Consider the following 26,710-nt stretch of genomic DNA (forward strand, 5'->3'; position numbering starts at 1 on the left):
CTTGGCTTTTAATTTTTTTCGTTTACCTTTGGTGTCCGTGTCCCCAATAAGTTTAAAATGGGGTGTGTTTAAAGAATCTCGTGCAGAGAAAGAGTGTGGTTTTCTGCACCTGATGCCATGGTAATCTGAAAAAATGTTAGTTATGAATAAGCTACTTCTTTCAATAGGTGTCGCAGCTGTGTTTTCTTCATGTGCGGTGCAGCAAACAGTTCCTTCAAAAGTTGATGTGCAGGATGTTACAACAATGAGTAACGCAGCTGGTAATGTGTTGTTATACAGTTTGCCTACAACAGTAGTCAGGGTTAATGTCGAAGTTGAAAAAACAATCAGTAGAGTTGGTCCGTTTTATCGCTACTCTCAAAAAATGCTCAACATTAGTGATGTTGTGACAGAGAATAAAGAAGAGTGGAGGATTAAGTCTATCAATATTGAAACTTATGGGAAGCCAAATCCTGACAGGCAGTATGCTATTTCTTTCACTGGCCAATGTGCGGCCCCCTTTGTTAATTTGACCCCATCAGGTATTTTGGCCGGTATAAACAATGAATCTTCAGTTTCGGCTAGCTACTTAAAAGATTTTACTCAGCCTGTAATTCCAACCATTAATGATGTTAATTTCAATGATGTGCCAATGATTGAAAAACAGATGGTGAAAACATCAACCGCTGCTATGGCTGAGGAAACAGCTAATTACATTTATAAAATACGAAAGCGTCGTTTTAAAATTTTAGCTAGCGACTATGAGCAGCTTCCGCCTGATGGCCAGTCGTATGAAGTGATGGTACGCGAACTAAACAAGCTCGAAAAGCAGCACATGGAATTATTTGTTGGCAAAACAGAAACTTTTACCATCACCAAATCCTTCGATATTGTGCCCGATAAAATGAGCACAAGCAATGATGTGTTATTTCGCTTTTCAACCGTTAAGGGCATAGTTGATAAAATGGATGTGAGTGGTTCGCCCGTATATTTTGAGCTGGACACGCAGGATTTTAAAAATCTGCAAGGCTCAGCTAATGTGATTGATAAGAAACAGGACGTGCGAAACGGCCTTTTCTATATCAAACCAGGAAAAGGCTTGGTGAAAATTATAGATAAGAACGTTCTGGTTAAAGAAAAAGAAGTCTATCTCAGTCAATATGGCCAGGTGGTGTCCATGCCGGCCAATGTGCTGGAGCGCGATGATGTGCGTATTCGCATTGATTCGGCTACAGGAGCTTTACAAAGCATCGATAAAAAACAGTAATTATTATATAATACCTTTTTAAACAAAAAGTTATGAGTGACGAAATAGCTAAATTATCTCCCCAGGGTCTTTGGGAAAATTTCTATAAACTAACACAGATACCTCGTCCATCAAAAAAGGAGGGTAAGGCCATTGATTTCATCGAACAGTTCGGTAACTCCTTAGGCTTTACCACTATTCGCGATGAGGTTGGTAACGTGATTATTCGCAAACCTGCTACACCAGGCTATGAAAACCGGATGGGTGTGATTTTGCAAAGCCACGTTGACATGGTGCCGCAAAAAAACAGCGATAAGGTACATAATTTTGAGACCGACCCGATTGAAACATACATTGAAGATGGTTGGGTGAAAGCTAATGGAACCACACTGGGAGCTGATAACGGCATTGGTGTGGCAGCTGCTTTGGCCGTTTTGCAGGCCACCGATATAGAGCACGGACCCATCGAGGCCCTTATCACAATGGATGAGGAAGCTGGTATGACCGGAGCCAATGCTTTGAAGCCTGGGCTGTTGGAAGGAGATATTTTGCTTAATATGGACTCGGAAGATGAAGGTGAACTTTATGTGGGTTGTGCTGGTGGATCGGATGCTAATATCAAATTTACCTATACCGATGCTGAGGTGCCGGAAGGGTCTGTAGCTTTTAAACTCGCACTAACAGGGTTAAAAGGTGGTCACTCAGGTATGGATATTGTTTTGGGTCGAGGGAATGCTAATATTTTAATGTTCCGCTTTTTAAAGTTTGCCGTGGCCAATCTCGATGCACGCTTAGCATCTATCGATGGTGGAAGTCTGCGTAATGCCATTCCTCGTGAAGCTTTCGCCGTGGTTACAGTAGCAGCCGATCAGGCAGATGATTTGGTAGAGAGCTTGGAAGAGTTCGAAGATATCTATAAAGCAGAGTTCGGTCAGGTTGAGCCAGACTTGTCGTTTACAGCGGAAAAAACAGACTTGCCTGCAGCCTTAATTGACGAGCTCACGCAAGATGACCTTATTAATGGAGTAATTGCAGCTCCCAATGGCGTGATGCGCATGAGTACCGATATGGAAGGATTGGTTGAAACATCGACTAACCTGGCCATTGTTAAGTCTGAAAATAATGAGATTCATGTAAAGTGTCTGATGCGTAGTTCTGTAGATTCAGCTAAAGAAGAGCTGGAGTCAAAAATGGAAAGTGTATTCCGTTTAGCAGGTGCTGAAGTGTGGTTTGGTGGCCAATATCCCGGATGGAAACCTAATCTGGAATCACCAATCCTAAAAACCATGCAGGAGGTTTACAACCGAAAATGGGGAAAGGTACCTGAAATCAAAGCTATTCACGCAGGCTTAGAATGTGGGATCTTAGGAAGTGCTTATCCACATTGGGATATGATTTCTTTTGGACCAACCATTCGCTTCCCTCACTCACCCGATGAAAAGGTGAATATTGAAACGGTTTCCCTGTTCTGGGAGTATTTGGTAGAGACATTAAAGAATGTACCGGTAAAGAAATAATTATAAAATAGATAGAATAGCTGCAATGAAGTTTGTAGCTATTCTTTTTTGTTCGTATAACTAACTACAAAACGTAATGACAGAAGTAATAAAAAAGACATTAAAGGATAATGTAGCAATGCGTTGGCTTGTATTAGTCCTTGTGAGTACTTTACTTTTTTCAACCTATTGGTTTCAGGATTTTTTCGGCTCCTTAAAGGGACTTATGGATTCGGAACTGGGTATTAATAGTGAGGAGTTTGGTCGTCTCATTGGTTTAACAACCATTGCCAACATGTTTGGTATGATTATCATTGGGGGGATAATTCTTGATAAGTGGGGAATTCGTATTGCTGGATTAGCTTTTGGAGGTTTAGCAACTCTGGGGGCAAGTATTTCAGCCCTGGCGGCCGCCGGATTTTTTGGCGACGATAAAGGCGTGATGTTAACCTGGATGATCATTGGTCGTGTAATGTTTGGATCAGGATTGGAAGTGGTTTGTGTGGTCGCTACGCGTACCATTGTAAAATGGTTCAAAGGGTATGAACTGGCATTGGCCATGGCTATTAACATGGGCTTTGGTCGTTTGGGGTCGGCACTTGGGTTGGCTATATCTCTCGATATCGGTGGTGGAGCTGTATCACCTGCAGTTACATTTGCTGCTGCTCTTATCGGTATCTCGCTGCTCATGTTTGTTATCTACCTGGTGTTTGATATTAAGCTGGATAGGCAGGTGGGAGCCTCGGAAATTGAGGCTGGAGAAGATGAAGATTTTAAATTTAATGATTTGGTAAAGTTAGTTACTAACAAGTCCTTTGTGTACATCGCGCTTCTCTGTGTGTCTTTTTATGCAGCGGTATTCCCGTTTATTCAATATGCACCCGATTTACTAGTGAATAAGTTTGGCTTTTCTTACGATCTTCCAGAGGCTGGACTGTTTAAATTATTTGGCAGTTCTGCTGTTGGTACCGCTGGTATTTACGTGCTATTATTTGTGTTTGGACTTGCCTTTTCAATGGTGCCATCCAAAATGAAAACAGTACCAACTAAGTTTATTAGTTTGGTGGTTATTGGCGCTCTTTTTGGAGTTTTTGTCTATAGCTTAAAAGATGTATTCAGTGTTTGGTTGGTCAATGGACCAAAAACAGCGTCCTTAATTCCAATGGGTACGATTTTATTTACTCCTATCTTTGGTAATTATGTCGATAAAAATGGTAAAGCCGCTTCGTTGATGATTTTAGGATCTTTGCTATTGATTTTTGCTCACCTTTCTTTATCGGTATTTCAAAGTGAGCTATTGGGGTATTTTGGTTTACTCAGTTTGGGTGTTGCTTTTTCGCTGGTGCCAGCTGCTATGTGGCCATCAGTGGCTAAAATTGTAGCAGAGAGTCGATTGGGTACTGCTTATGCTTCTATGTTCACCATTCAGAATTGGGGATTAGGCCTTTTCTTTTGGGGAATTGGTGCCTTGCTCAATGCTGTGAATCCTGGTGTGATTAAGATAACAGAAGATTTTCGTAATAAATTTGAAGCAGCGGGCCTAGATAAGGCAGCTGTTGCTGAAAAGATTGATGCTCTGAAATTATCAGGAGAAATACCTCCATTTGACTATACTATTCCAATTTTGGTATTAGTGCTATGTGGGGTTGTTTCTATCTTTTTGTCATTTATGCTTAAGAAATCAGATAAGGAACAGGGCTATGGTTTGGAACAGCCTTCTGTTGACTAATTTTATGGTATAATCTAATTGTCTACTATATTAAAACAGCTGCCTTTTGGGGTGGCTGTTTTTTTGTGTACACTGGTATTAAAAGGTACTTAGTATGTAGTTTGGTTTGTTTATTGGTTCAATAATTAACCTTCCAGCATTAGTACTTTACTTTATAGGAGAGTGTGTGATATGCTCAAAAAAAGAGGCCAATCGTTTGAAAGGCCTCTCTTGATATAATAGTTGATGGAAGTTTTTACATGAAAATAAACTTCAGAATAAACAGTATTGCTAAGATGTAGCTGATGATAGAAATATCTTTGAATTTACCGGTAAGCAGCTTTAAGAGTACGTAAGACAGAATGCCAAATACAATACCTTCAGCAATTGAGAAAGTAAGTGGCATCATAATCAATGTAAAGAAAGCCGGAATAGATTCGGTAAAGTCATCTAAATCCAGGTTCATAATAGGCGTCATCATCATCACACCTACTAATACCAATGCAGGCGCTGTAGCTGCCGCCGGTATCATTAAAAAGAGAGGTGATAAAAATAGCGCACAAATAAACAGAACTGCGGTAGTAAGCGCCGTTAAGCCTGTACGTCCTCCTTCGGCAACACCCGATGCTGATTCTACATAGGTGGTAACCGTTGAGGTTCCTAATGCAGCACCAACTGCTGTACCAATTGAGTCGGCCATCAGTGCTTGCTTAACGTTAGGAATGCGACCGTCCTTATTAATCATATTTGCTTTTGTTGACACACCAATCAAAGTACCAACCGTATCGAACATATCCACAAACAGGAAGGTAAATAATACCGTAATCATGGTAAAGATGCCTTCAGCCGAGTTAATCCATGTCCAATCAAATTGCCAGGCAATGGAAGAGATGGATGGTACAGAGAAATCAAAGTGAGGAAGTTGAGTAACCCCCAATGGTAAACCAACAACAGTAGTTGCCACCATACCAATTAATAAAGCACCTTTTACTTTTAAGGCTAAAAGAACACCAGTGATAACAATGCCTCCCAATGCCAGCAGGACAGCAGCGCTCTTCATGTCTCCTAAATGCACAAAAGTTGCATCGTGGGCGATAATAATACCGGCGTTTTTCATCCCGATAAAAGCGATGAACAGACCAATACCAACAGAGATGGCATTTTTAATACTGCCCGGGATAGCGTTGATAATTAACTCACGGATGTTAAAGGCCGTCATTAAAATGAACAAGATACCTTCCAGGAAGACGGCTGTAAGAGCAAACTGCCATGACATTCCCATTCCGATACACACACCAAATGCAAAAAAGGCGTTAAGTCCCATACCTGGAGCCAATGCAAAAGGGAGTTTGGCCCAAAGAGCCATTACTAACGTACCCACAGCTGCCGAAATAGCAGTAGCTGTAAATAAGGCTCCTTTATCCATGCCTGTCGCCGAAAGGATATCCGGGTTAACAGCCAGGATGTAGGCCATTGTCATAAACGTTGTGATACCGGCAACGATTTCCGTTTTGACAGTGGTCTTATTTTCCGATAGTTTGAAAAATTTTTCTAACATGATTGTGTTATATTAATTAGAAGGTCCACTTAACGGCCAGGGTTGGACAAACTAAAGAACCTTCTTTAACAAAGTTATTGCTGATTTCTACCTCTCCACCGAACGAAAAGTTGTTGCAGGCATTGTACCAGATTTGTGGCTCTGTAAGGAAAATATGCTCGCTACCACCAAAAGAATCTTGCCTCCACCAGTCAGCAAAACCAACAAATGATACTTTTCCTTCTAATAGTTGAACGGCCCATACAGCTGTTAGTTGATAACCAGTCAGGTTGTCGCCATTCGCCTTGCCTTCTTTAATTTGCTTAACGTTAGCTTGTAGTGTCAGGATTTTAGAGAAATCGGTTGAGTTAAAGGTATATTGACCACCTACTAACCAAGAGTTTTTAATTGGAAAGTTGAATCCCTTTCCTAAACCCACACCGCCATTGTATTCAATGCGTGGTTCTAATTTTTGTGTTTCATTCCATTTGAAGCTACGGGCGATCTCCCAATAGGCCAGGGAAACACCGTTTTCAACACCTCTGGAGTCGTTGCTGTAGTCCATATCCACAAAGAAGAACGTGCTACCGTATTTGTCTGGCTTAAACATTTCCAGTGTGGTTGTAACCATTTTGCGATCCTCACCAAAGTCGTAGTGAACTTGTAGGTTTTGAGCTTTTGCAACTGCTCCAAATGCCAAAATGGCCATCAATGAAAATAAAATTCTTTTCATAAGTGATGCGTAATTAATCGTTTATACTTAGTTATTGATGGCGCAAAAGTAAATAAAAAGAAGTTGTAATTGGTGATAAAAATCTGTAATTATATTTTGAGGCGTCTTATTTAAAGTGAATAAAAGGTAGTTTTAATGAATGTCATATTTTAATGAACGCTCCAAATTCTTATCTGAGGAGTTATCCTTAAAAAAACCGGAAATTAGTTTACGATACCATTTAGTATTCTTTTTATATGATTGGAGCGAGTTGATTTCTTTTCCAATTGATAATTCTGATAAAATTTTAGGTGAAATGTATGTGTAAATACTTTCAACTAATGTACTATCGTTGTTTCTGTTTTTATAAGCTGTATCTGAGGTGTTAACGAGCAACGAGACTTCTCTTTTTTTACATTCGCTTATAAGGCTATCAATTACAGCTGTGTATTTAGGAAGCTTTTCATGCGTAATTGTTTCTTTGTATTTTCCTCCGATGTCCATTATTGGTCGAATTTGGACAGTTTTTATATCGAATCTATCAAGGAAGCTTGGGAGTAGGGCTAGATCGTCAAGGTTGTCGTTGTTTGCAGTGTAATTAATGCGAACTTTTAAAGCTTTATCTTTTTTGTTCAATTTCGTTATAGAGTCAAGTAGACTAATGAACTTATCAAAGTTGCTGTTGGTCATGAATTTTTCATACGTCTCTTTTGTTAGTCCATGTGCTGAAATGATTATTTCATCAACTCCAACTTCTTGCATTTTTTCAATCTGGCTCGTTCTCAGCAATAAACCATTTGTTACTATACTAATGTTCGGAACTTTATGTTCGCAGGCAAGTACCAATAATTTCATAAAATTGGAGTTCATGGTAGGTTCAGCTCCACAGCCAAGTACAACTTGGATGGCTTTTGGGAAGAAAATTTTTGCTATATTTTGCATGTCTTCGTTAGTAAAGCTGCCCCTGTATGACTTGCGGATTTCTCGATTGCTAAAATAACACATTTGACACATTAAATTGCAGGATAGGGAAGGGTCAATCCTTAGTGATAAATGCCTGAAGCCAAGTTTTGCTATAATGTATAAGCCAATTATTTTTAGCCGCCTGCTCTTTATGGAGTGATAGAGCTTTATTAGTCCATAAAAGTTTAAATAGTTTTTCATTGTTAAATTGTTATCAAACTGCATGTTTTTAGTAACGGGAGTTTGACTGAATTATTTTAAACAAGTAAAAGGATTAAAATAAATATATCTGTTTGTTTTTAACTGTACCAACATCTATATTTGTACACTTTTTTAAAATTAGGGTAAAATATTTAATTAATGAGCGCAAAATTTCCGGAATATAAAGGATTAAATCTGTCGCAGGTAAATAAAGATGTTCTTAAGGCCTGGGAAGATAACGGAGCATTCGAGAAGAGTATTACGACCAGAGAAGGTAAACCGACGTTCGTTTTTTACGAAGGGCCTCCTTCTGCCAATGGTATTCCTGGTATTCACCACGTAATGGCGCGAACCATTAAAGATATTTTTTGCCGTTTTAAAACACAGCAGGGCTACCTGGTTAAGCGTAAGGCAGGATGGGATACTCATGGATTGCCAGTGGAACTAGGTGTTGAAAAAGCACTGGGTATAACCAAAGAGGATATTGGAAAAAGCATTTCCGTAGCTGAGTATAACGAGGCTTGCCGGAAAGATGTGATGAAATATACCGACTTGTGGGAAGATTTGACGCACAAGATGGGGTATTGGGTAGATATGGATGATCCATACATCACCTACGACAATCGATATATTGAGACCTTATGGTGGCTGTTAAAAGAGTTGTATAATAAAGGCATGCTTTACAAGGGCTACACCATTCAGCCATATTCACCGGCTGCAGGAACAGGCCTAAGTACGCATGAATTAAATCAGCCGGGCTGCTATCGTGATGTTAAAGACACAACTTGTACTGCCCAGTTTAAGATTGTGCGCAATGAGGTTTCTGAGAAGCTGTTTGATAACGACGAAGAGTTAAGCTTTTTAGCCTGGACCACTACACCATGGACTTTGCCTTCGAACACCGCTTTGGCTGTAGGCCCAAAAATCGAATATGTAAAAGTAAAGTCATATAATCCGTATACAGGTAAGCCTGTTTCGGTTATTGTTGCCAAGTCGCTGGTGAATAATTATTTCAATCCGAAGCATGCCGAATTGGATTTTGATGCTTATCAGGAAGGAGATAAAAAGATACCGTTTAAAGTGGTTGGTGAGTATGTGGGAACGGATTTGGAAGGGGTGCGATACGAGCAGTTGATGCCATGGGTGAAGCCCGATGGCGATGCCTTTCGCGTGATTCTGGGTGACTATGTAACTACTGAAGATGGTACAGGGATTGTTCATATTGCACCTACTTTTGGTGCTGATGATGACCGTGTTGCCAAAGTAGCAGGTATTGCTCCGCTTATCTTGATTGATAAGGAAGGTAAGCGTCAGCCAATGGTTGATAAGACCGGAAAGTTCTTCAAGATTGAAGATTTGGACGATGAGTTTGTGGCTAACTTTGTCAATAAGGAAGCCTACGCAGAATATGCAGGTCGTTTCGTTAAAAATGCCTACGATACTTCTTTATCCGATGATGACGCTACCCTTGATATTGATTTATCGGTGATGCTGAAGAAGGAAAATAAGGCCTTCAGGGTTGAAAAGCATGTCCATAATTATCCGCATTGCTGGCGTACAGATAAGCCCGTTTTATACTATCCACTGGATAGCTGGTTCATAAAAACAACAGCAGTCCGCGATCGTATGATCGAGCTGAATAAAACCATCAACTGGAAACCTGCTTCAACAGGAACAGGGCGTTTTGGGAAATGGCTCGAGAATTTGGTGGACTGGAACCTGAGTCGTTCGCGCTACTGGGGAACGCCGCTTCCGATTTGGAAGTCAGAAGATGGAACAGAAGAAAAATGCATCGGTTCAGTTGAAGAGCTGATGAATGAAATAAATAAAGCCGTCGAGGCCGGAGTGATGGATACGAATCCATTCGAAGGTTTTGAGGTCGGTAATAATTCAAAAGAAAATTACGAGAAGATTGATTTGCACCGTCATCATGTTGATGGCATTATTCTCGTTTCAGATAGCGGTCAAGCAATGCATCGCGAAGCTGATTTGATTGATGTGTGGTTCGATTCCGGAGCTATGCCATATGCGCAGATGCACTATCCTTTTGAAAATAAAGAAGGGTTTAACGAGGTGTACCCGGCCGACTTCATTGCCGAAGGGGTAGACCAAACAAGGGGCTGGTTCTTTACACTGCATGCTATTGCTACCATGCTATTTGATTCTGTAGCCTTTAAAAATATTATTTCCAATGGCTTGGTGCTGGATAAGAAGGGTAATAAAATGTCTAAACGTCTCGGTAACGGCGTTGACCCTTTTGAAGTAATTGAGCAGTATGGCTCAGATCCTTTACGTTGGTACATGATTACCAATGCGCAGCCTTGGGATAACCTTAAATTCGATATTTCCGGAGTTGATGAGGTGAAGAGGAAGTTCTTCGGAACACTTTATAATACCTACTCATTCTTTGCCTTGTATGCCAATATTGATGGCTTTACTGGACGGGAAGAGTTAGTGCCGATAGAGAAGCGTTCGGAGATCGATCGTTGGATCATGTCCCTTTTAAACTCCTTGGTGAAAGAGGTAACGGATAGTTATGAGAGTTATGAGCCAACCCGTGCAGGGCGAGCTATTCAGAATTTTGTAATGGAAAATCTGAGTAACTGGTATGTGCGACTCAATAGAAAACGTTTCTGGGGTGGTGAAATGAATGAAGATAAGCTGGCTGCATATCAAACACTTTATGCGTGTTTGGAAACAGTTGCGTTGTTATCTGCACCAATTTCGCCGTTCTTTACCGATCAGTTATTTAGTGATTTAAATAAAATTTCCGGAAGATATCAGGAAGTGTCAGTTCACCTTGCTGAATTTCCATCTTTCGATGCGCAATTAATTGACAAAGAACTGGAGGAGCGCATGGAATATGCACAATCCATCTCGTCAATGGTGCTAGGTTTGCGTCGTAAGGTGAATTTAAAAGTTCGCCAGCCGCTAAATAAGGTCATGATTCCAATATTAGATGAAGCTTTTGAGCATCAACTGGAAGCGATTAAAGATTTGGTACTTGCAGAGGTGAATGTTAAGCAAATGGAGTTCCTGAAAGATGCTGCAGGTGTGTTGGTGAAGAAAATTAAGCCCAATTTTAAAACCCTTGGGCCTAAGCATGGTAAGCACATGAAGGCAATTTCAGGAGCAATTAATGCAATGGGTCAGGAAGAAATTGCTATCTTCGAAAAAGAAGAGCAATATTCATTGGATGTCAGCGGACAAACAATTGTTCTGACACGTGAAGATGTAGAAATTTTATCGGAAGATATTCCGGGTTGGTTAGTAGCCACTGAAGGTAAAATCACTGTTGCACTGGATATTAATGTGACCGGTGAGCTACGCGAGGAAGGGATAGCACGTGAGTTTGTTAATCGCATCCAAAACCTGCGTAAAGATTCAGGGTTTGATGTGACTGATAAAATTAGACTACAAATTCAGCGACATGATGCAATTAATAATGCGGTGGAAAAACATGCCGGATACATTGCAGCGCAAACTTTAGCTGAAGAAGTTAAATTAGTAGATAATTGCAATGGCGATGGTGTGCACACCGTTGAAATTGATGATGAGATAAGTACCGCTATGCATATTCAAAAAGCATAGGCGGGAGGTAGATAACTAAAACTTAGTCGTTATGGCTGAAAAAACCCGTTACACAGATGAGGAACTTCAGGAGTTTAAAGAAATCATACTGAAGAAGCTCGATAAGGCCAGGAAAGATTATGAATTGCTGCGAAATACCATAACACATCAGGATGGTAATGATACGCAGGATACTTCTCCTACATTTAAAGTATTAGAGGAGGGAGCTGCTGTATTGTCAAAAGAAGAAGCTGGGAAATTAGCTCAGCGACAGCAGAAATTTATTCAGCATCTTTCTGCAGCATTGGTTCGTATCGAAAACAAAACCTATGGTGTTTGTCGGGTAACCGGTAAGCTGATTCCTAAGGAACGGCTAAAGGCGGTACCGCATGCCACCTTAAGTGTTGAAGCTAAACAGGGACAGAAATAAGACTGTTCTTAAAATATTAAGCATGAACATTGGCCAATGGAATATCTAATATTTTCCATTGGTCATTTGTGCGTTTATAACCCGGGTTGGTCATCGCTTTTTAAAGTAGATTGACACCTAAATGCTAATGGTACTTTAATTTACTTTTATATGTCTGTACTTAAAAAATCGTTTCTGATAATTTTCTTAATTCTGTTGGTCGATCAGGTGGCTAAGTTCTACATCAAAACACACATGATGTTGGGCGACGAAATTCCTGTTTTTGGCGACTGGTTTATTATTCATTTTGTTGAAAATAACGGAATGGCTTTTGGGATGCAACTGGCAGGCAAGTTTGGGAAAGCTTTTTTAAGCATTTTTCGAATTGTGGCTGTTGTTGGTATCGGATGGTACATAGTCAACCTTAGCAAAAAAGGGGCTCCGAGTGGTTTAATTTATTGTGTAGCCCTTGTTCTGGCAGGTGCTTTAGGCAATATTGTTGACAGTGCATTTTATGGGATGATTTTTGACCATAGCTATGGACAGGTTGCAACCTTCTTACCCGAAGGTGGCGGTTATTCATCGTTTTTGCACGGTAAGGTGGTGGATATGCTTTACTTTCCTCTTATTGAGGGACGTTACCCAGAATGGCTTCCCTTCGTTGGAGGTAATCCATTTATTTTCTTCCGTCCAGTTTTTAACATAGCTGACTCTTCAATTACAATTGGCATTGCCATAATATTATTCTTTCAAAAACGTTTTTTTAAAGAGTAGTTGCTGAATATCCGATACGGTCTTTTAGTAATGATTATGTTGAAAAAAAGTTTTTTTAACACATGATTGCAGGCAATATTGCCTAACTTCGCGCGGTCTTTCGTAACGTGTAATGCGTGCACAGTGCGCACCGTTGTGTAAATCAGATTATTAGTTAAGGGTGGCTCGCATTGTGGCGTATGTTCGGTATGTGAGTCAGGAAACGGTAGTGTATCTTGTTGCGTACATCTACCATAAAGGCATGAAAAATATTTCTTGAGATGAAAATTAGATTAGTACTTCTTTCCTTATTTCTAACGGTGGCTTCTTTAGTGACCACCTTCGGTCAAAAGGTTGACCCAAACTCCATTGATCCCTCTAAGGTGAATGTTGATGAACTCTCCGATGAGCAGATCATGCGTTTGATTCAGGAGATGGAAAAAAGAGGCTTAACCGAGGATCAGGCAATTATGTTGGCTCAGGCGCGCGGCATGTCATCCCAACAAGTAATGAAATTGCAGCAGCGTATACGTGAGGTGAAACTGAGCGGTGTGCCATTAGATCCAGATATGGGAATTGATCCTACTAAAAGTGCAATGGCTTTTGATATGGTTGAATCTGTTAAAGAGCCTGTTGATTCAGCACAAATTGATACACGCATTTTTGGGTTTTCGTTTTTCAATAATGAAAACTTAAGTTTCGAGCCAAATGTGAATATTCCGGTACCGTCTTCTTATGTTATTGGCGCTGGTGACGAAATTTTGATTGATGTTTGGGGCATGTCGCAGCAAAACTACATGTTTAATGTTGATAAAAATGGCAACATTACGATTCCGAATATTGGACCGATACGATTAGGAGGGCTGACACAAGACGCCGCTTCGAAACGCATATTAAATAAATTATCATCGATTTATAACGATCTCAAGTCAAGTACGCCCCAAACATTTGCCAGTGTATCGATTGGGAGTGTTAAAGCCATTAAGGTAAATGTAATTGGAGAGGTGTTCTTACCGGGTACCTATACTATTCCTGGTACTGCGAGTGCCTTCAATGCTTTATATTTATCAGGTGGTCCTAATCCTAATGGGTCATTTCGAAATATTCAGGTTATTCGTAATGGTAAAGTACATGCCGTCCTGGATGTCTATGAGTACCTGTTAAAGGGGAAAAGCTCAGTAAATATTCCACTGAGAGAGGATGATGTGATTCTGATTCCAACCTATGAGAAACGGATAAAAGTAGGTGGTGAGTTGAAGCGTAACGGACTATTTGAAGCAAAAGACAATGAGACGGTTGCTGATATTATTGAATATGCCGGTGGCTTCACAGAGGAGGCTTATACACATCGATTAGAGTTGTATCGCAATTCCAGCCGTCAAAAAGTGTTTAAAGATATATTTAGTGACCAATTTGCAGCTACTATCTTGCAAAGTGGTGACAGTGTTTATGTTGGTCCTATTTTGGCACGTTTTAAAAATAAAGTGTCAATAACAGGAGCTGTTTACCGACCAGGAAATTATGAATTGTCTGATAACCTGACCTTAAAGCAGTTGATTGATAAGGCGGATGGCATACGGGAGGATGCATTTTTAAACAGAGGTATGATTACCCGTTTAAGAAGCGACTTGTCTTTGCAGAATATCACATTTGATGTGAGTGCAGTTCTTCGTGGGGAAGTTAACTATGAGTTGCAGCGGGAAGACATGGTGACTATTTCATCCATTGAGAGTTTGCGAGAGGTGAGAACAGTGGAGATTTTTGGCGATGTGCAATACCCTGGCGAGTTCGATTTTCAGGAGGACATGACTTTGTCGGATCTTGTTTTTAAAGCGGGGGGATTCAAAGAATCAGCCTCCGACTCCTACATCGAAGTATCCAGACGCTTGAGTCATGAAGAAGCCAAGAAAGCATCTGCTAAAATTGCTGATGTCTACCAGTTCAATATCTCCAGAGACCTGAAAATGCATGGCGAAGACGCCGCATTTGTTCTTCAACCTTTCGATCAGGTGTTTGTGCGCCGGGCACCAGGTTTTGAAAACAAGTCGGTGGTGCATGTGCGCGGTGAAGTTAATTATGCAGGACAGTTTAGCCTCACTTCGAAGAACGAGCGGATATCCACCATTATCGCACGGGCAGGAGGCTTTACACCTGATGCTTATGCGGCGGGTGCCATGCTCACGCGTCGTTCCGCAAAATCGGAAAAGGAGAGGAAGCTGCGGGAGCAGTTGATGAAGAATGATAAGTCCATTGAACTCAACGATATTGGCTTTGATGTAGTTGGTATTGATTTGGAAAAAATCATGAAAAACCCTGGGTCAAAAGATGATATCTTTCTTAAAGATGGGGATGAACTAATTATTCCCCGTGAATTACAAACAGTCGAAGTATCTGGGGCGGTCCTCAACCCTTTATCGGTATCGTTCCAGAAAGGGAAGAGTTTACGGCATTATGTACGCACAGGTGGTGGGTTTGCTCTTCGCGCCAAAAAGGGGAAGGTGTATGTGATTTATCCCAATGGAGTAGCGGCAGCGACAAAAAACTATGTATTCTTTAATAGCTATCCTAAAGTACTGCCGGGAACAGAGATTGTGGTACCGAAGAAACCTGAGAAGGCACCAATGTCAGCCGCTTCATGGATAGCCATCGCCAGTAGTTTGGCATCATTATCTCTGACTATTGTAACTGTAATTAACGCCACGAATTAATCACAATGAGCACTCAAAATAACAATGCGTCTAAAGAACATGAGGCACTGAGCATTATCAAGGATGATGAAATAGATTTGGTGGCCTTGGCTAAAACCATATGGAACGGACGAAAAACCATTTACTACAGTGTAGCGGTTTGTGTGTTTATCGGACTTTTAGTGGCCTTTCTTTCTAAACCAAAGTATGAGGCCTATGCGACGCTACTACCCTCAGAGGAAAAAGATATGATGGGCAAGTTAGGAGGACTTGGAGCTTTGGCAGGTATGGCAGGTGTTGACATTGGTTCCATGATGGGCGGTCCCGCAAGTGGCATCCCGGCTGAGATATATCCATCAGTAGTGGAAAGCTATCCGTTTAAAAAAGAGCTGGTGCATCAAAAATTTCATTTCGAAGCCTTTCAGGAGCCTGTTTCCATCTATGAATATGCGCTTCTGGATACGGTTGAATCAACAGGCGATAAGGTTCTAAAATACACCATCAAATTGCCATGGACCATTAAAAAGGCCATACAAGGAGAAAAGGAGGCTGCTACCATACCCGATTATGGGGTGTTGCATCTCTCTAAAGAAGAATTATTCGCCTTGTCTTTTGTGCAAGATCTTATTTTAATAGAAGTTGATAAAAAAACAGGTCTAATCAATGTTTCAGCCGAGGCTGGAGAGCCTGTGTTTGTCGCACAGTTCGTTCAAAAAGCCATTGACTTGTTGCAGAATTATGTGATTGATTACAAAACCAAACAAGCTCGTCAGAACCTGGAGTTTATACAGGAGCGATACTTCGAAAAGGAAAAGGAGTACCTGTCAGCCAGAGAAGCTTTTTTTCAGTATAAGGATAAACACCGGAATATGGTGTCTGAGCGCATTAATATTGAATACGAACAGCTCAAAGATGAATATGAGATAACAGGTAGTATCTATAAAAGCCTATCTACTCAGTTAGAACAGGCTAAAATTAAGATTAAAGAAGAAACCCCTGTTTTTACGGTGATTGAACCGGCTAAGGTGCCAGTCGACAAGAGTTGGCCTAAAAAAAGTATCATACTAGTAGTGAGTGTGTTTTTAGGTGGGTTTATTGGTTTAGGACTGATATTTGGTAAGTTAGTTTGGGTGAGTTTTAGAGGAAACTAGAAAATATGGATAAAATAGCAGTAATTGGACTTGGTTACGTCGGTTTACCCTTAGCTGTTGAATTTGCTAAGTTCTATACGACAATAGGGTTTGATATAAATAAAGAGAGAGTCAGTGAATTAAATAAAGGACATGATTGTACTTTAGAGGTTGATCATGAGTTGCTTGTTTCAGTTCTTGACAAACAGGATAAAGGACTTTTTTGTACCTATGAAGAGAGCGAGATTAAGAAAGCAAACATTTATATTATTACTGTACCAACACCAATTGACAATAATAATCGGCCAGACTTAACTCCTCTTATTAAGGCTAGTGAAACAGTAGGTAGAGTGTTGAAGGACGGGGATATTGTGATTTATGAGTCAACAGTATATCCGGGAGCTACAGAAGAGGAATGTATACCAGTGTTAGAAAGGGTCTCAGGTTTCGTTTATAATAAGGATTTCTACTGTGGATATTCACCCGAAAGAATTAATCCTGGCGATAAAGAACATACGGTATCAAAAATACTTAAGGTGACATCAGGGTCAACACCTGAAATAGCCCAAAAAGTTGATGAGTTATATAAGTCAATTATAACAGCAGGAACTCATTTGGCTCCATCAATAAAGGTGGCAGAAGCAGCTAAGGTCATTGAGAATTCACAGCGTGATATTAATATTGCCTTTGTTAATGAATTATCAAAAATTTTTAATCTTTTAGATATAGATACAGAAGCCGTCTTAGAAGCGGCTGGAACCAAATGGAACTTCTTACCATTTAAACCGGGTTTAGTTGGAGGACATTGTATTGGAGTTGATCCATATTATTTAGCACAAAAAGCCCAAGAGGTTGGTTATCATCCAGAGATAATATTAGCAGGAAGGCGATTAAATGATGGTATGGGAGCGTATGTTGCTAAAAACTTTATTAAAGAATTAATTAAAGCAGATTGTAAAATAAAAGATGCAAATGTCCTTGTTTTAGGGATTACTTTTAAAGAAAACTGTCCTGACATTAGGAATACAAGAGTTGTAGATATTATTGATGAACTTGAAGGCTATGGTGTAAATGTTGATGTTTATGACCCTTGGGCAGAGATGAATGAGGTAAAAGAAGAATACGGAATTCGATTAATCGAACAGTTGGATAATAAAAGATACAATGGTATTATATTGGCCGTAGCGCACCAGGAATTTTTAAAGTTGAATATTGATAGTATAAAAATGGATGCTAGCTCTATTGTTTTTGATGTAAAAGCAATACTTCCTAAAAATCAGATTACGGCAAGACTGTAAGTTGGATAAATTAGAATCATTAAATGAAAAATAGTTAACGAAGCTTATAATTATTGGATTCTTTATGAAGGTACAGATGGTTGATCTTAAAGGTCAGTATGAAAGAATAAAAACCGATGTTGATAATGCAATACAAGAGGTAATTAATAATACTTCGTTTATTAACGGTAAACAAGTAGCCGAATTTGCCGTAGAACTGGCTAAGTATAATAACGTCAATTATGCAGTGCCATGTGCCAATGGTACCGATGCATTGCAAATTGCCATGATGGTTCTGAATTTGCAGCCAGGCGATGAAGTTATCGTGCCTGTTCATACATATGTGGCCACTGCTGAAGCAATTGCTCTATTAAAGCTGGAGCCTGTATTTGTGGATGTAGATGAGAAGTTATTTACAATTAGTGTAGAACAAATTGAAAAAAAGATTACATCAAAAACAAAGGCTATAGTTCCCGTGCACTTATACGGACAATGTGCGGATATGGAAGGGATTTTAGACATTGCCAGAAGACATAATCTTTTTGTAATTGAAGATACAGCGCAGGCTATAGGAGCAGAATATACCTTTTCTGATGGTACAAGAAAGAAAGCAGGAACTATGGGGGATATAGGCTGTACATCTTTTTTTCCATCGAAAAATTTGGGATGTTATGGTGATGGAGGAGCCATGTTAATTAATGATGAACAATTGGCCAAAAAAGCTAAAATGATTGCCAGTCATGGGCAGAGTATTAAATACCATCATGATATTGTTGGTTGTAATTCAAGGCTAGATACTATTCAGGCGGCGATTCTTAATGTTAAACTACCTTATTTGGACGATTATAACAAGGCACGTCAAGAAGCAGCTGCTATTTATGATCAAGAGTTTCATAATATGGAGGAAATAAGTATACCTGCTAGAGCAAGCTACTCAAGCCATGTTTACCATCAATACACAATTAAGGTAAAAGGGGTTAATAGGGATGCATTAATAGACAAACTGACTGAAAATGGCATACCAAGCATGATTTATTATCCGATTCCATTGCATCGTCAAAAAGCATATTTACAGAATAATTCAGATGCAGTGAATTATCCGATAACAGAGGAGCTTTCAAAAACAGTATTGTCGTTGCCAATTCATACGGAGATGACTAAAGACATGCAGGATTTTATTGTTAGTGGTGTTAAAGAATCTATTAAAGCGCTTAAATGAAAAACAAATATTTCGCACATGAAACCGCCGTTATAGATGAAGGGTGTCAGATAGGAAGCGAAACAAAAATCTGGCATTTTTCTCATATCATGAGTAACTGTATCATCGGTAATGCTTGTAATATTGGTCAAAACGTTGTTGTATCACCTGAGGTTAGACTTGGAAATAAAGTTAAAGTTCAGAATAATGTTTCAATTTATACCGGGGTGACTTGTGATGATGATGTGTTTTTAGGGCCGTCCATGGTCTTTACTAATGTGACGAATCCGAGAAGTGCTATTAATCGTAGAGGGCAATATGCAAGGACACATGTTGGCAAAGGAGCATCAATAGGAGCCAATGCAACTATCGTTTGTGGTCATGATATTGGGGAATATGCCTTCATCGGGGCAGGTGCAGTGGTAACTAAAAATGTTCCGCCTTATGCCTTAGTAGTGGGTAACCCTAGTAAACAGATTGGATGGATGAGTGAATATGGACATCGCCTGAAGTTTGACGATGATAATATTGCAAGCTGTCCCGAGAGTAAAGAAAGGTATCAATTGATTAATAATAGCGTAAGAAAAACTATCTAATATGAAGAACTTTGCTTTAATTGGAGCATCCGGATATATTGCTCCTCGACATTTAAAGGCAATTAAAGAAACAGGCAACAATCTTATTGCTGCATTAGATCCTTATGATGGAGTTGGTATTATGGATAGTTTTTTTCCAAATGCAGACTTTTTTGTTGAGACAGAACGTTTTGATCGGCATATTGAGATGTTGAAATATGACAAAGGTGTTCGAGTTGATTACATGAGTATTTGTACCCCAAATTATTTGCATGATGCACACATCCGAATGGCCTTAAGACGTGATGCGGATGCTATTTGTGAAAAGCCACTGGTACTAAACCCATGGAATATTGATGCTTTAGCACGAATGGAAGAAGAATCTGGGCGGAAAATCAATAATATATTACAATTACGTGTTCATCCAAGTATAATTGCCCTTAAAGAGAAGATTGAGAATGGACCTCAGGATAAGATCTATGATGTTGATTTAACCTATCTGACTTCTCGGGGACATTGGTATTACACGTCCTGGAAGGGAGATGTGTCGAAGTCAGGTGGTATTGCTACCAATATTGGAGTACACTTCTATGATATGTTATCTTTTATATTTGGAAAGGTAACCAAAAATGTGGTGCATGTTCATACGCATGATCGGGCAGCAGGGTATCTGGAGTTTGACCGTGCTCGGGTGCGTTGGTTTTTATCCATAAATGATCAGGTATTGCCCGAAGAGGTGATTGCCAAGGGACAGCGTACTTATCGTTCCATTACAATTGAAGGCGAAGAGTTAGAGTTTAGCGGTGGTTTTACCGATTTACATACCCGAAGCTACGAAGAAATATTGAAGGGTAATGGATACGGTGTTGAAGCGCCGCGCCAGGCCATTGAAATTGTTCATTCAATCCGTCATGAGAAGCCGGTTGGCCTAAAAGGAGACTACCATCCCTTTGCAAAGAAGCCATTGGCAAAACACCCATTTGATAAATAAGCGTAGTTGATTACAAAGATTAAAGATAAATGGAAGTCATCAGAGTTTTTACGTAATGTAATGACTCTGATGAGTGGAACTGCTTTTGCGCAGGCTATGCCTATAGTTTTCACACCAATCTTTGCAAGGCTGTATACGCCTGAAGAATATTCTAGATTAGGGATTTTTATTGCACAAGTTTCGGTTGTTAATGTCATCTTATTATTAAGATATGAGTTCTCAATTTTATTGCCCAAGGAAGATAGAGATGCTAATAAAATCTACATGGGCAATTACATCATTTTAATATTTACTGTGTTCATATCCACAATTGGATTGTACATATATAATTATAGATTTGATAATTCAAATTGGGATACTTTAACCGGCATTCTGATAACATTTTATTTGATTTCTTATGGTATTATCTTAAATAGTACATTTATTCTGAATAGGATGAGAAACTATAAAAGAATATCATTAGCAAAGGTGTTCAGAGCAATTGTAATAATTATTCTAAATTTCTCAATGTTATGGCTGGATCGCAGTAGAGGATTAATTTATGCATATGTCTTAGGAACACTCATAGAAAGTATAATCCTTCTTCGGGGTGATCCTATGTTAAAGAAGATGAAGGATTTTACTTTTGATTATAGGTTAAATTTAAAATATAGAAAATTTCCACTAATCGATATGCCATCAGCATTGATTAACGCTGCATCTTGGCAAATACCTTTTTTTATTCTTCCAATATATTTTAATGATAACGAAATTGGTCAATTTTTTCAGGCAGTAAAAATTGTTGGAATACCCGTAACTTTTATTGCGTCTTCAATTGGTCAAGTATATTTTAAAGAACTTTCAATATGCAAAACAAGTGAAAGTGCGTTTATTCTGACAAAGACTGTGATATTAAGGTTGAGCTTGATTAGTTCGTGTATTTTTGTACCTGCGGCATTTTTATTTCCAGTGATTATGCCCTTAGCGTTAGGTCCAGAATGGAGCCTGGCTGGTAAATTAGCATCTTGGTTGTCTTTGTGGATATTATTTCAATTAGTAACATCATCCATATCGTCAGTGTTTAACGTGTATGGACTTCAGATGGTTGCAATGGTTATCAATATTGTTTTGCTTCTGCTCAGATTTAGTCTTTTGTTCTTTTGGGGAGGGGATTATGATATAGTGAGTTTGACAATGAGATATTCAGTGTACAATGCATTGGTTTATTTCATTGTACTATTATTGATCTTTTACATTAGTAAAACAAGAAAATTAAGTTATGCGTAGTAACATTATGTATTTAAATATATTTTCTAAGCATATAGAGGTGAGTGGAATGCATTTTATAATGTTGCTAAATATAAAAAAATGAAAGCCTTATGTGTCAATCGCTTTATATGATGTGAATTACATGGTAAAGTACTCATAGTTAAGGCCTTAATTCTTCTCGTTGTGCTTGAAGTATTTATTTTGGTACAGATCGTTTTTTCGGTAAAGACAAAGTAAGTTTTAAATTAATGTTGTATGATAAAAGATATATATTTGTTTACTGATCAATACCCGTATGGAAAAGGAGAACAATTCATTGAAAATGAGATTAAGTATGTTTCATCACGTAAAGATATAAATCTTATAATCGTACCGACTCTTATAGATGTGAATCAGCAAAGAGTTGTTCCTGAAGAAATTAAGATTGATAGGACGTTAGCTTTCTCGCTTGCTAGCAATAAATTAACTAAAAATCCAATCGTTTTTTTTAAAAGTATCGGGTTAATAGTTAAAGGTATTTTTCTTCATAAAAAGATTAAATTTAGATCACTATATCAGATAGCATGGTTTGCTCACAATGCGCAAGTTGTAAAGGAATGGGCTAAAAATAAGAACTTGTCAAATGCTATTTTGTATACATATTGGTGCAACTTTCAGTTGTTAGGTTTAATATTGAATAATCAAGGGATTGCTATATATAGCAGAGTTCATAGGCATGACCTATATTTTGAGGAAAATATAAATTCGTTTATCCCTTTTAGAGAATTTGTTATTAGTAAAGTACAAAGAATCTTTTCTATCTCTGAAGATGGTTGTGAATATTTAAAGAGGCAGTATGTAAAATACTCTGATAAAATAAAGTTGTCACGACTAGGAATTGAGGATACCTCAAAATGTACTACAATTATTAATCGTGAAAGAAAAGACTTTATATCAGTTGTATCGTGCTCCTACATTTCAGAAGTGAAAAGGGTTGATTTGATCGCAAAAGGATTGATAGAATTTGCGAAAGAACAGCATGATAATCAAGTAATTTGGAATCATTTTGGTGGTGGCAATAAGGTGCTAATTGATAATATTTATAGTTCTCTGGAACATAAGCCTGAAAACCTTCAAGTAATCTTTCATGGAGATACAAAAAATGAAGATATTATTAAGTTCTATCAATTGAATTATGTAGATGTTTTTGTGAATACAAGCTCTTCCGAAGGAATACCGGTGAGTATTATGGAGTCAATTTCTTTTGGCATTCCTGTTCTGGCCTGTAATGTTGGTGGTTTGAAAGAGATTGTATACGATAATGGTATTTTATTGGATAAAGAATTTACTAATATTGAATTCAGCAAATCAATATCGAAAATTTTGACTAATAGCCATTATAGGACAAACAGTCGCTTAGTTTATGAAAAACTTTATAATGCGGAAAGAAACTATGCTGATTTTTATGATGTTATCACAGATTATAATATAAGATCAGCAAAATTACTTAAAGATTAGTTTAACTTTTTTAAAAAACTAGATTTAATTATGTAAGTAGTTAATGGGTTAGTTTGTTGTGGGTTTACGAGAAAAGGGTTTAAAATATGCATGTTGTGTATGGTCTCCTGTCAAGTATTTGTAATTTTATTGAGCCAATAATTTTAGCCAACTATTTGTAGATGTTATATGATAAGTATTAGTGATAAAAGCATAACCGCAGTTATGTTTGTATATAATGAAGAATTGTACATTGAAGAGATGATACAATCTATTTTAGAGCAAACTTATCCGGTAAAAGATATAATTATTGTTGACGATCAATCAACAGATAATACTGCAGAGATTGTAAAGAAGTTATCAAAGGAGACTGATGGAATTAATATTCGCTATGAGTATAATGAAAATAAGGGTAAAGTTTATGCATATGCAAAAGGTTTAAGTCTTGTTCGAACAGATTATTTCTTTGTATGCGCTGGGGATGATTATCTATATCCGAACTATGTTGAATCCTTATTAGAAGACATAAGGAAATTCAGGACTAAGTTTGTTTATGCCAGATATGTGATTGCAGATTCCTGTTTGAATGAGATAGAAAATGTATCGCGAAAGCAAAGATATTCTTACGAAGAGATGTTGGTAAATAATTACGCAGGTGGATATTTGTTTGCTCAAAGCGACGTGATTAAACATATTTTACCATTTCCATTTGCTGTACCATTTGAGGACTGGATATCTCTTCTAAAACTAATGCAAGTGTCAGAATATGCCTATTTAAGTATTAAAGTATTATTTAAATACAGGAGGCACAACAATAGCACTACAGTACAATTAAAAAGGAGTGGCGTTAAGGAACGAGACTTAAAGTTATATCAGCACATTCTTAATGATAATAGTTTCAAAAAGAATAATAAGCAGATGCAGGTATTAAAACAAAGAATTAGGTTTTGTAAGTTAATGGGAAATGATAGGGCAAGGCTTAAAGATCTGTCCATTCTGACAAGTAGAGCGTTACTTGCCTCTGAGAAAGTGCGTGTTTTGTTATTGTTTTTACCTTTTATTTCAGGGAATGATCATATTGATAGATTATTTAAGAGGTTTAAAATGTTAAGTGCTTAATTTCTAACTAGGTTAAATTAGAGTTATTTTTTATATGAGGGTTCTGCTAATAAATGATTTTAGAGATGGAGGAGGAGCTGAAGGAGTATTTAGAGATACGGCACGCATTTTAGAATCTAAAGGGCACCACGTAAAGTGCTTTTTTGGTGCAGAACAACATCAGCCCCCTGAAAACATATTCAAGTATCTGTATAATAGCTCGGTTAAACATGATTTAAGTATAGTGTTGAATCAATTTAAACCTGATGTAATACACATACACAACTATTACCATATCCTTTCAAGTGCTATTTTTAACTCAATAAAAAAGTACAAAAAGCAACACAACTGTAAAGTCATATTTACAGCACACGATTTTCATATCATTTGTCCTTCAAGCAACTTACTTATATATCAAAATGGAGTATCGGCTAATCTTGGATTACCTTTTTCAATAAATAATTGGTTAATAAAAAAAATAGATAAGAGGGGGATTCAATTCTCCTTACTAAAGAAAGTAGCCTACTTTTTTGAGAAGCTTTGGGTTAAACCGCTCGATGTTGTTGATGCAATTATAACACCAAGTTTTTTTCTTAAAAACGCTTTAAACGTATGTGGGTTAAATAAGTCAATAGTATGTGTGAGGAATCCTTATTTAGGAAAAACTTTATCAAATTATATAAATAGACAAATTGATAAATTAAGTGAGATAAAATTTGTTTTTGCAGGCCGCTTATCGAGAGAAAAGGGGTTATATGAGTTTTTCAATGCAGCTATTGAAAACAATGTGAGAATTGATATAGATGTATATGGAGATGGAGAATTGCTTGATTCAATAAAAGAACTTGTTGATACTTCGAGTAAGATAAGTGTTACTTTTAAAGGGTATATTTCAAATGAAGAGTTAAAAGCTCTTCTGCCAGGTTATGATGTTTTTTTGTTGCCTTCCATTGGCTATGAGAATGCTCCATTAACAATTCCTGAAGCTGCCAGCGCCGGATTAGTCTTATTGGGAACAGATCGAGGGGGCATTAAAGAAATGAGTGAAGAAACAAAAATACCCCACTTTTTGTATGCATCAGATAAAGAATTTCTGTCTACAATAAGCGCGTTAGAAAGGTTTTTTCAAAATAAGTCAAGAGGATTTGAGATAGATTTATCCAAATTCACTTTGGATATTTATTATACGCAGTTATTAAACTTATACAATGGTTGAGTTTTTGGACGTTGTTCTCTTTTTTTGGCTATTAATAAATATCTCTCTGATATTTTGGTTTAAAAGTAATATTCTGAAAATAATACTGTTTGCCTTTGCCTATCCATTTATAACCATGTTCATGTTCTGTCTGGATATTCCAATTGGTGGGTCCTTAGATGTGATTGGGAGACCAACTCATACAGATTACTGTTACGAAGCACTTATTTATGCAATGATTTCCTATAATGTTTTAGTCTTTATAGTTTTTCGTTACAGGAGCAAGATTGTTAGTCTGCAACGTTTAAAAATAAATGAGAAAGGTAGAATATGGATTGTCCTGCTATTACTTGTTTGTGCTATTCTTGCATACCCTAGAGCTATTATAGGAACTGGGCCAAGATGGAATCTGATTCCTGGACAATGGTCTGTAGTTTTTTTGGCCATTAATACCTTATTGGTTTTGAGTTTTACAAAAATAAAGTCGCCATCAACAATAGTACAATTGCTCATTTTGTTACTTGTTGTAAAAGGGGGTGAGCGAGTTGATAGTGTATTGTACTTGTTTATATTTTTTAGTTTTAGACGAAGCGGTAACTACATAAAAGAAATAAGGTTGTCACTAGTAGGTAAAGTTGGACTTATTTTAGCTGCTTTACTCGCTATTTCAGTTGGGTATACAAGAATAGGCTCAGGAGTTTCTCTTGCAATTCTTATTCACAACATTGTATCGCTACATACCGTCGCTGATGTTGTACACGTTTATTTTTCAGCATTTGATAATTATGTGAATAATGGAGTGTCGATATCTCCATTTATAAATCATATCTTTAGTTTAATCCCAATGCACCCTTATGGGGGTGCTGGCAGTAACTTCTGTTTCACTAACGTGCTAATTAAAAACATGCCTAATTTAGGAGGAGGGTTATTTTATGCCGAAGGAATGGTTCTATTGGGTAAATCGGGAATCATTGTATATGGTTGCTTGCTTGGAATAATTATAAAGTGGTTAATGAAGGCTGACAATCAGTTGCGCTCAGTGATTTTTGTTTTATTTATTGCTTTACAACTAAGATTACAATGGTATGGTTTAATATATATTTATACACCAATTTTATTTACTGTTATTACAATAGGTTTTTTAAATTTGTTAAAAAATAATCGCAATAGCTCCAGAAGCGAAGTTCCTATCTAGTTTTTTCAGATATGCTATTAAGGACTATCATTGTAGTTACCTAGTGAAAAATAATATTAAAACTCT

The 26,710-nt window shown here is 37.9% G+C and carries 20 protein-coding genes; 17 read left to right on the forward strand and 3 right to left on the reverse strand.

The genetic code is table 11. The features are described 5' to 3' along the window. The first annotated feature begins 142 nt into the window (after positions 1 to 142). The 3 genes from ACSX1H_RS15990 (at position 143) to ACSX1H_RS16000 (ending at position 4,450) form a co-directional block, all read left to right on the forward strand. Positions 143 to 1,246 carry a DUF4831 family protein gene (locus tag ACSX1H_RS15990; protein ID WP_439185239.1) on the forward strand — a complete coding sequence of 368 codons (1,104 nt, stop codon included), beginning with the start codon at positions 143 to 145 and terminating at the stop codon, positions 1,244 to 1,246. Between the two features lie 32 nt (positions 1,247 to 1,278). Continuing rightward, positions 1,279 to 2,742, forward strand: coding sequence for an aminoacyl-histidine dipeptidase (locus ACSX1H_RS15995; protein WP_439185240.1), 1,464 nt, complete (start codon positions 1,279 to 1,281; stop codon positions 2,740 to 2,742). A 76-nt stretch (positions 2,743 to 2,818) separates the two neighbouring features. Next, positions 2,819 to 4,450 carry an MFS transporter gene (locus ACSX1H_RS16000; RefSeq protein ID WP_439185241.1) on the forward strand — a complete coding sequence of 544 codons (1,632 nt, stop codon included), beginning with the start codon at positions 2,819 to 2,821 and terminating at the stop codon, positions 4,448 to 4,450. A gap of 235 nt (positions 4,451 to 4,685) precedes the next feature. On the opposite strand, the gene ACSX1H_RS16005 is transcribed toward ACSX1H_RS16000, so the two are convergent. The 3 genes from ACSX1H_RS16005 to ACSX1H_RS16015 form a co-directional block, all read right to left on the reverse strand. Then, positions 4,686 to 5,987, reverse strand: a complete 1,302-nt coding sequence (locus ACSX1H_RS16005; protein ID WP_439185242.1) for an NCS2 family permease — start codon at positions 5,985 to 5,987, stop codon at positions 4,686 to 4,688. A 16-nt stretch (positions 5,988 to 6,003) separates the two neighbouring features. After that, a complete protein-coding gene (locus ACSX1H_RS16010; RefSeq protein WP_439185243.1) occupies positions 6,004 to 6,699 on the reverse strand; it encodes a DUF5020 family protein in 696 nt (231 codons plus the stop codon). 132 nt (positions 6,700 to 6,831) lie between these two features. Beyond that, complete coding sequence (locus ACSX1H_RS16015) at positions 6,832 to 7,866, reverse strand: radical SAM protein (protein WP_439185244.1); 1,035 nt, start codon at positions 7,864 to 7,866, stop codon at positions 6,832 to 6,834. Between the two features lie 135 nt (positions 7,867 to 8,001). On the opposite strand from ACSX1H_RS16015, the gene ileS reads away from it, so the two are divergent. The 14 genes from ileS (at position 8,002) to ACSX1H_RS16085 (ending at position 26,644) form a co-directional block, all read left to right on the forward strand. Then, the gene (gene ileS, locus ACSX1H_RS16020; protein ID WP_439185245.1) at positions 8,002 to 11,433 is read left to right on the forward strand and encodes an isoleucine--tRNA ligase; all 3,432 of its coding nucleotides are present in this window, start codon (positions 8,002 to 8,004) and stop codon (positions 11,431 to 11,433) included. Positions 11,434 to 11,464: 31 nt separating this feature from the next. Next, a complete protein-coding gene (locus ACSX1H_RS16025; RefSeq protein ID WP_439185246.1) occupies positions 11,465 to 11,842 on the forward strand; it encodes a TraR/DksA family transcriptional regulator in 378 nt (125 codons plus the stop codon). 150 nt (positions 11,843 to 11,992) lie between these two features. Continuing rightward, positions 11,993 to 12,595, forward strand: a complete 603-nt coding sequence (locus ACSX1H_RS16030) for a lipoprotein signal peptidase (RefSeq protein ID WP_439185247.1) — start codon at positions 11,993 to 11,995, stop codon at positions 12,593 to 12,595. A gap of 260 nt (positions 12,596 to 12,855) precedes the next feature. Next, positions 12,856 to 15,282, forward strand: coding sequence for an SLBB domain-containing protein (locus tag ACSX1H_RS16035; protein ID WP_439185248.1), 2,427 nt, complete (start codon positions 12,856 to 12,858; stop codon positions 15,280 to 15,282). 5 nt (positions 15,283 to 15,287) lie between these two features. Continuing rightward, positions 15,288 to 16,412, forward strand: a complete 1,125-nt coding sequence (locus ACSX1H_RS16040) for a Wzz/FepE/Etk N-terminal domain-containing protein (protein ID WP_439185249.1) — start codon at positions 15,288 to 15,290, stop codon at positions 16,410 to 16,412. 5 nt (positions 16,413 to 16,417) lie between these two features. Then, complete coding sequence (locus ACSX1H_RS16045; RefSeq protein ID WP_439185250.1) at positions 16,418 to 17,689, forward strand: nucleotide sugar dehydrogenase; 1,272 nt, start codon at positions 16,418 to 16,420, stop codon at positions 17,687 to 17,689. Between the two features lie 64 nt (positions 17,690 to 17,753). After that, positions 17,754 to 18,887, forward strand: coding sequence for a DegT/DnrJ/EryC1/StrS family aminotransferase (locus ACSX1H_RS16050; RefSeq protein WP_439185251.1), 1,134 nt, complete (start codon positions 17,754 to 17,756; stop codon positions 18,885 to 18,887). Next, a complete protein-coding gene (locus ACSX1H_RS16055; RefSeq protein ID WP_439185252.1) occupies positions 18,884 to 19,462 on the forward strand; it encodes an acyltransferase in 579 nt (192 codons plus the stop codon). Before ACSX1H_RS16050 ends, ACSX1H_RS16055 begins: the two co-directional genes overlap by 4 nt. A gap of 1 nt (position 19,463) precedes the next feature. Continuing rightward, complete coding sequence (locus ACSX1H_RS16060; protein ID WP_439185253.1) at positions 19,464 to 20,432, forward strand: Gfo/Idh/MocA family protein; 969 nt, start codon at positions 19,464 to 19,466, stop codon at positions 20,430 to 20,432. Positions 20,433 to 20,438: 6 nt separating this feature from the next. Then, positions 20,439 to 21,698 (forward strand): lipopolysaccharide biosynthesis protein, encoded by a 1,260-nt coding sequence (locus ACSX1H_RS16065; RefSeq protein WP_439185254.1) that lies wholly within the window; start codon positions 20,439 to 20,441, stop codon positions 21,696 to 21,698. Between the two features lie 237 nt (positions 21,699 to 21,935). After that, positions 21,936 to 23,177 carry a glycosyltransferase gene (locus tag ACSX1H_RS16070; protein ID WP_439185255.1) on the forward strand — a complete coding sequence of 414 codons (1,242 nt, stop codon included), beginning with the start codon at positions 21,936 to 21,938 and terminating at the stop codon, positions 23,175 to 23,177. A gap of 168 nt (positions 23,178 to 23,345) precedes the next feature. Beyond that, the gene (locus tag ACSX1H_RS16075; protein WP_439185256.1) at positions 23,346 to 24,275 is read left to right on the forward strand and encodes a glycosyltransferase family 2 protein; all 930 of its coding nucleotides are present in this window, start codon (positions 23,346 to 23,348) and stop codon (positions 24,273 to 24,275) included. Between the two features lie 34 nt (positions 24,276 to 24,309). Then, positions 24,310 to 25,470 (forward strand): glycosyltransferase family 4 protein, encoded by a 1,161-nt coding sequence (locus tag ACSX1H_RS16080; RefSeq protein ID WP_439185257.1) that lies wholly within the window; start codon positions 24,310 to 24,312, stop codon positions 25,468 to 25,470. Beyond that, positions 25,463 to 26,644 carry a hypothetical protein gene (locus ACSX1H_RS16085; RefSeq protein WP_439185258.1) on the forward strand — a complete coding sequence of 394 codons (1,182 nt, stop codon included), beginning with the start codon at positions 25,463 to 25,465 and terminating at the stop codon, positions 26,642 to 26,644. The genes ACSX1H_RS16080 and ACSX1H_RS16085 overlap by 8 nt, the downstream gene beginning before the upstream one ends. The last annotated feature ends 66 nt before the right edge of the window (positions 26,645 to 26,710 follow it).

This window comes from Carboxylicivirga taeanensis, assembly GCF_051851475.1.
Classification (GTDB): Bacteria; Bacteroidota; Bacteroidia; order Bacteroidales; family Marinilabiliaceae; genus Carboxylicivirga; species Carboxylicivirga taeanensis.

What these genes read in the sequence shown, in the direction of transcription:
- ACSX1H_RS15990 (WP_439185239.1), top strand. Translation starts at nt 143, where the DNA reads ATGAATAAGCTACTTCTTTCAATAGGTGTCGCAGCTGTGTTTTCTTCA.
- ACSX1H_RS15995 (WP_439185240.1), top strand. Translation starts at nt 1,279, where the DNA reads ATGAGTGACGAAATAGCTAAATTATCTCCCCAGGGTCTTTGGGAAAAT.
- ACSX1H_RS16000 (WP_439185241.1), top strand. Translation starts at nt 2,819, where the DNA reads ATGACAGAAGTAATAAAAAAGACATTAAAGGATAATGTAGCAATGCGT.
- ACSX1H_RS16005 (WP_439185242.1), bottom strand. Translation starts at nt 5,987, where the DNA reads ATGTTAGAAAAATTTTTCAAACTATCGGAAAATAAGACCACTGTCAAA.
- ACSX1H_RS16010 (WP_439185243.1), bottom strand. Translation starts at nt 6,699, where the DNA reads ATGAAAAGAATTTTATTTTCATTGATGGCCATTTTGGCATTTGGAGCA.
- ACSX1H_RS16015 (WP_439185244.1), bottom strand. Translation starts at nt 7,866, where the DNA reads ATGCAGTTTGATAACAATTTAACAATGAAAAACTATTTAAACTTTTAT.
- ileS (WP_439185245.1), top strand. Translation starts at nt 8,002, where the DNA reads ATGAGCGCAAAATTTCCGGAATATAAAGGATTAAATCTGTCGCAGGTA.
- ACSX1H_RS16025 (WP_439185246.1), top strand. Translation starts at nt 11,465, where the DNA reads ATGGCTGAAAAAACCCGTTACACAGATGAGGAACTTCAGGAGTTTAAA.
- ACSX1H_RS16030 (WP_439185247.1), top strand. Translation starts at nt 11,993, where the DNA reads ATGTCTGTACTTAAAAAATCGTTTCTGATAATTTTCTTAATTCTGTTG.
- ACSX1H_RS16035 (WP_439185248.1), top strand. Translation starts at nt 12,856, where the DNA reads ATGAAAATTAGATTAGTACTTCTTTCCTTATTTCTAACGGTGGCTTCT.
- ACSX1H_RS16040 (WP_439185249.1), top strand. Translation starts at nt 15,288, where the DNA reads ATGAGCACTCAAAATAACAATGCGTCTAAAGAACATGAGGCACTGAGC.
- ACSX1H_RS16045 (WP_439185250.1), top strand. Translation starts at nt 16,418, where the DNA reads ATGGATAAAATAGCAGTAATTGGACTTGGTTACGTCGGTTTACCCTTA.
- ACSX1H_RS16050 (WP_439185251.1), top strand. Translation starts at nt 17,754, where the DNA reads ATGAAGGTACAGATGGTTGATCTTAAAGGTCAGTATGAAAGAATAAAA.
- ACSX1H_RS16055 (WP_439185252.1), top strand. Translation starts at nt 18,884, where the DNA reads ATGAAAAACAAATATTTCGCACATGAAACCGCCGTTATAGATGAAGGG.
- ACSX1H_RS16060 (WP_439185253.1), top strand. Translation starts at nt 19,464, where the DNA reads ATGAAGAACTTTGCTTTAATTGGAGCATCCGGATATATTGCTCCTCGA.
- ACSX1H_RS16070 (WP_439185255.1), top strand. Translation starts at nt 21,936, where the DNA reads ATGATAAAAGATATATATTTGTTTACTGATCAATACCCGTATGGAAAA.
- ACSX1H_RS16075 (WP_439185256.1), top strand. Translation starts at nt 23,346, where the DNA reads ATGATAAGTATTAGTGATAAAAGCATAACCGCAGTTATGTTTGTATAT.
- ACSX1H_RS16080 (WP_439185257.1), top strand. Translation starts at nt 24,310, where the DNA reads ATGAGGGTTCTGCTAATAAATGATTTTAGAGATGGAGGAGGAGCTGAA.
- ACSX1H_RS16085 (WP_439185258.1), top strand. Translation starts at nt 25,463, where the DNA reads ATGGTTGAGTTTTTGGACGTTGTTCTCTTTTTTTGGCTATTAATAAAT.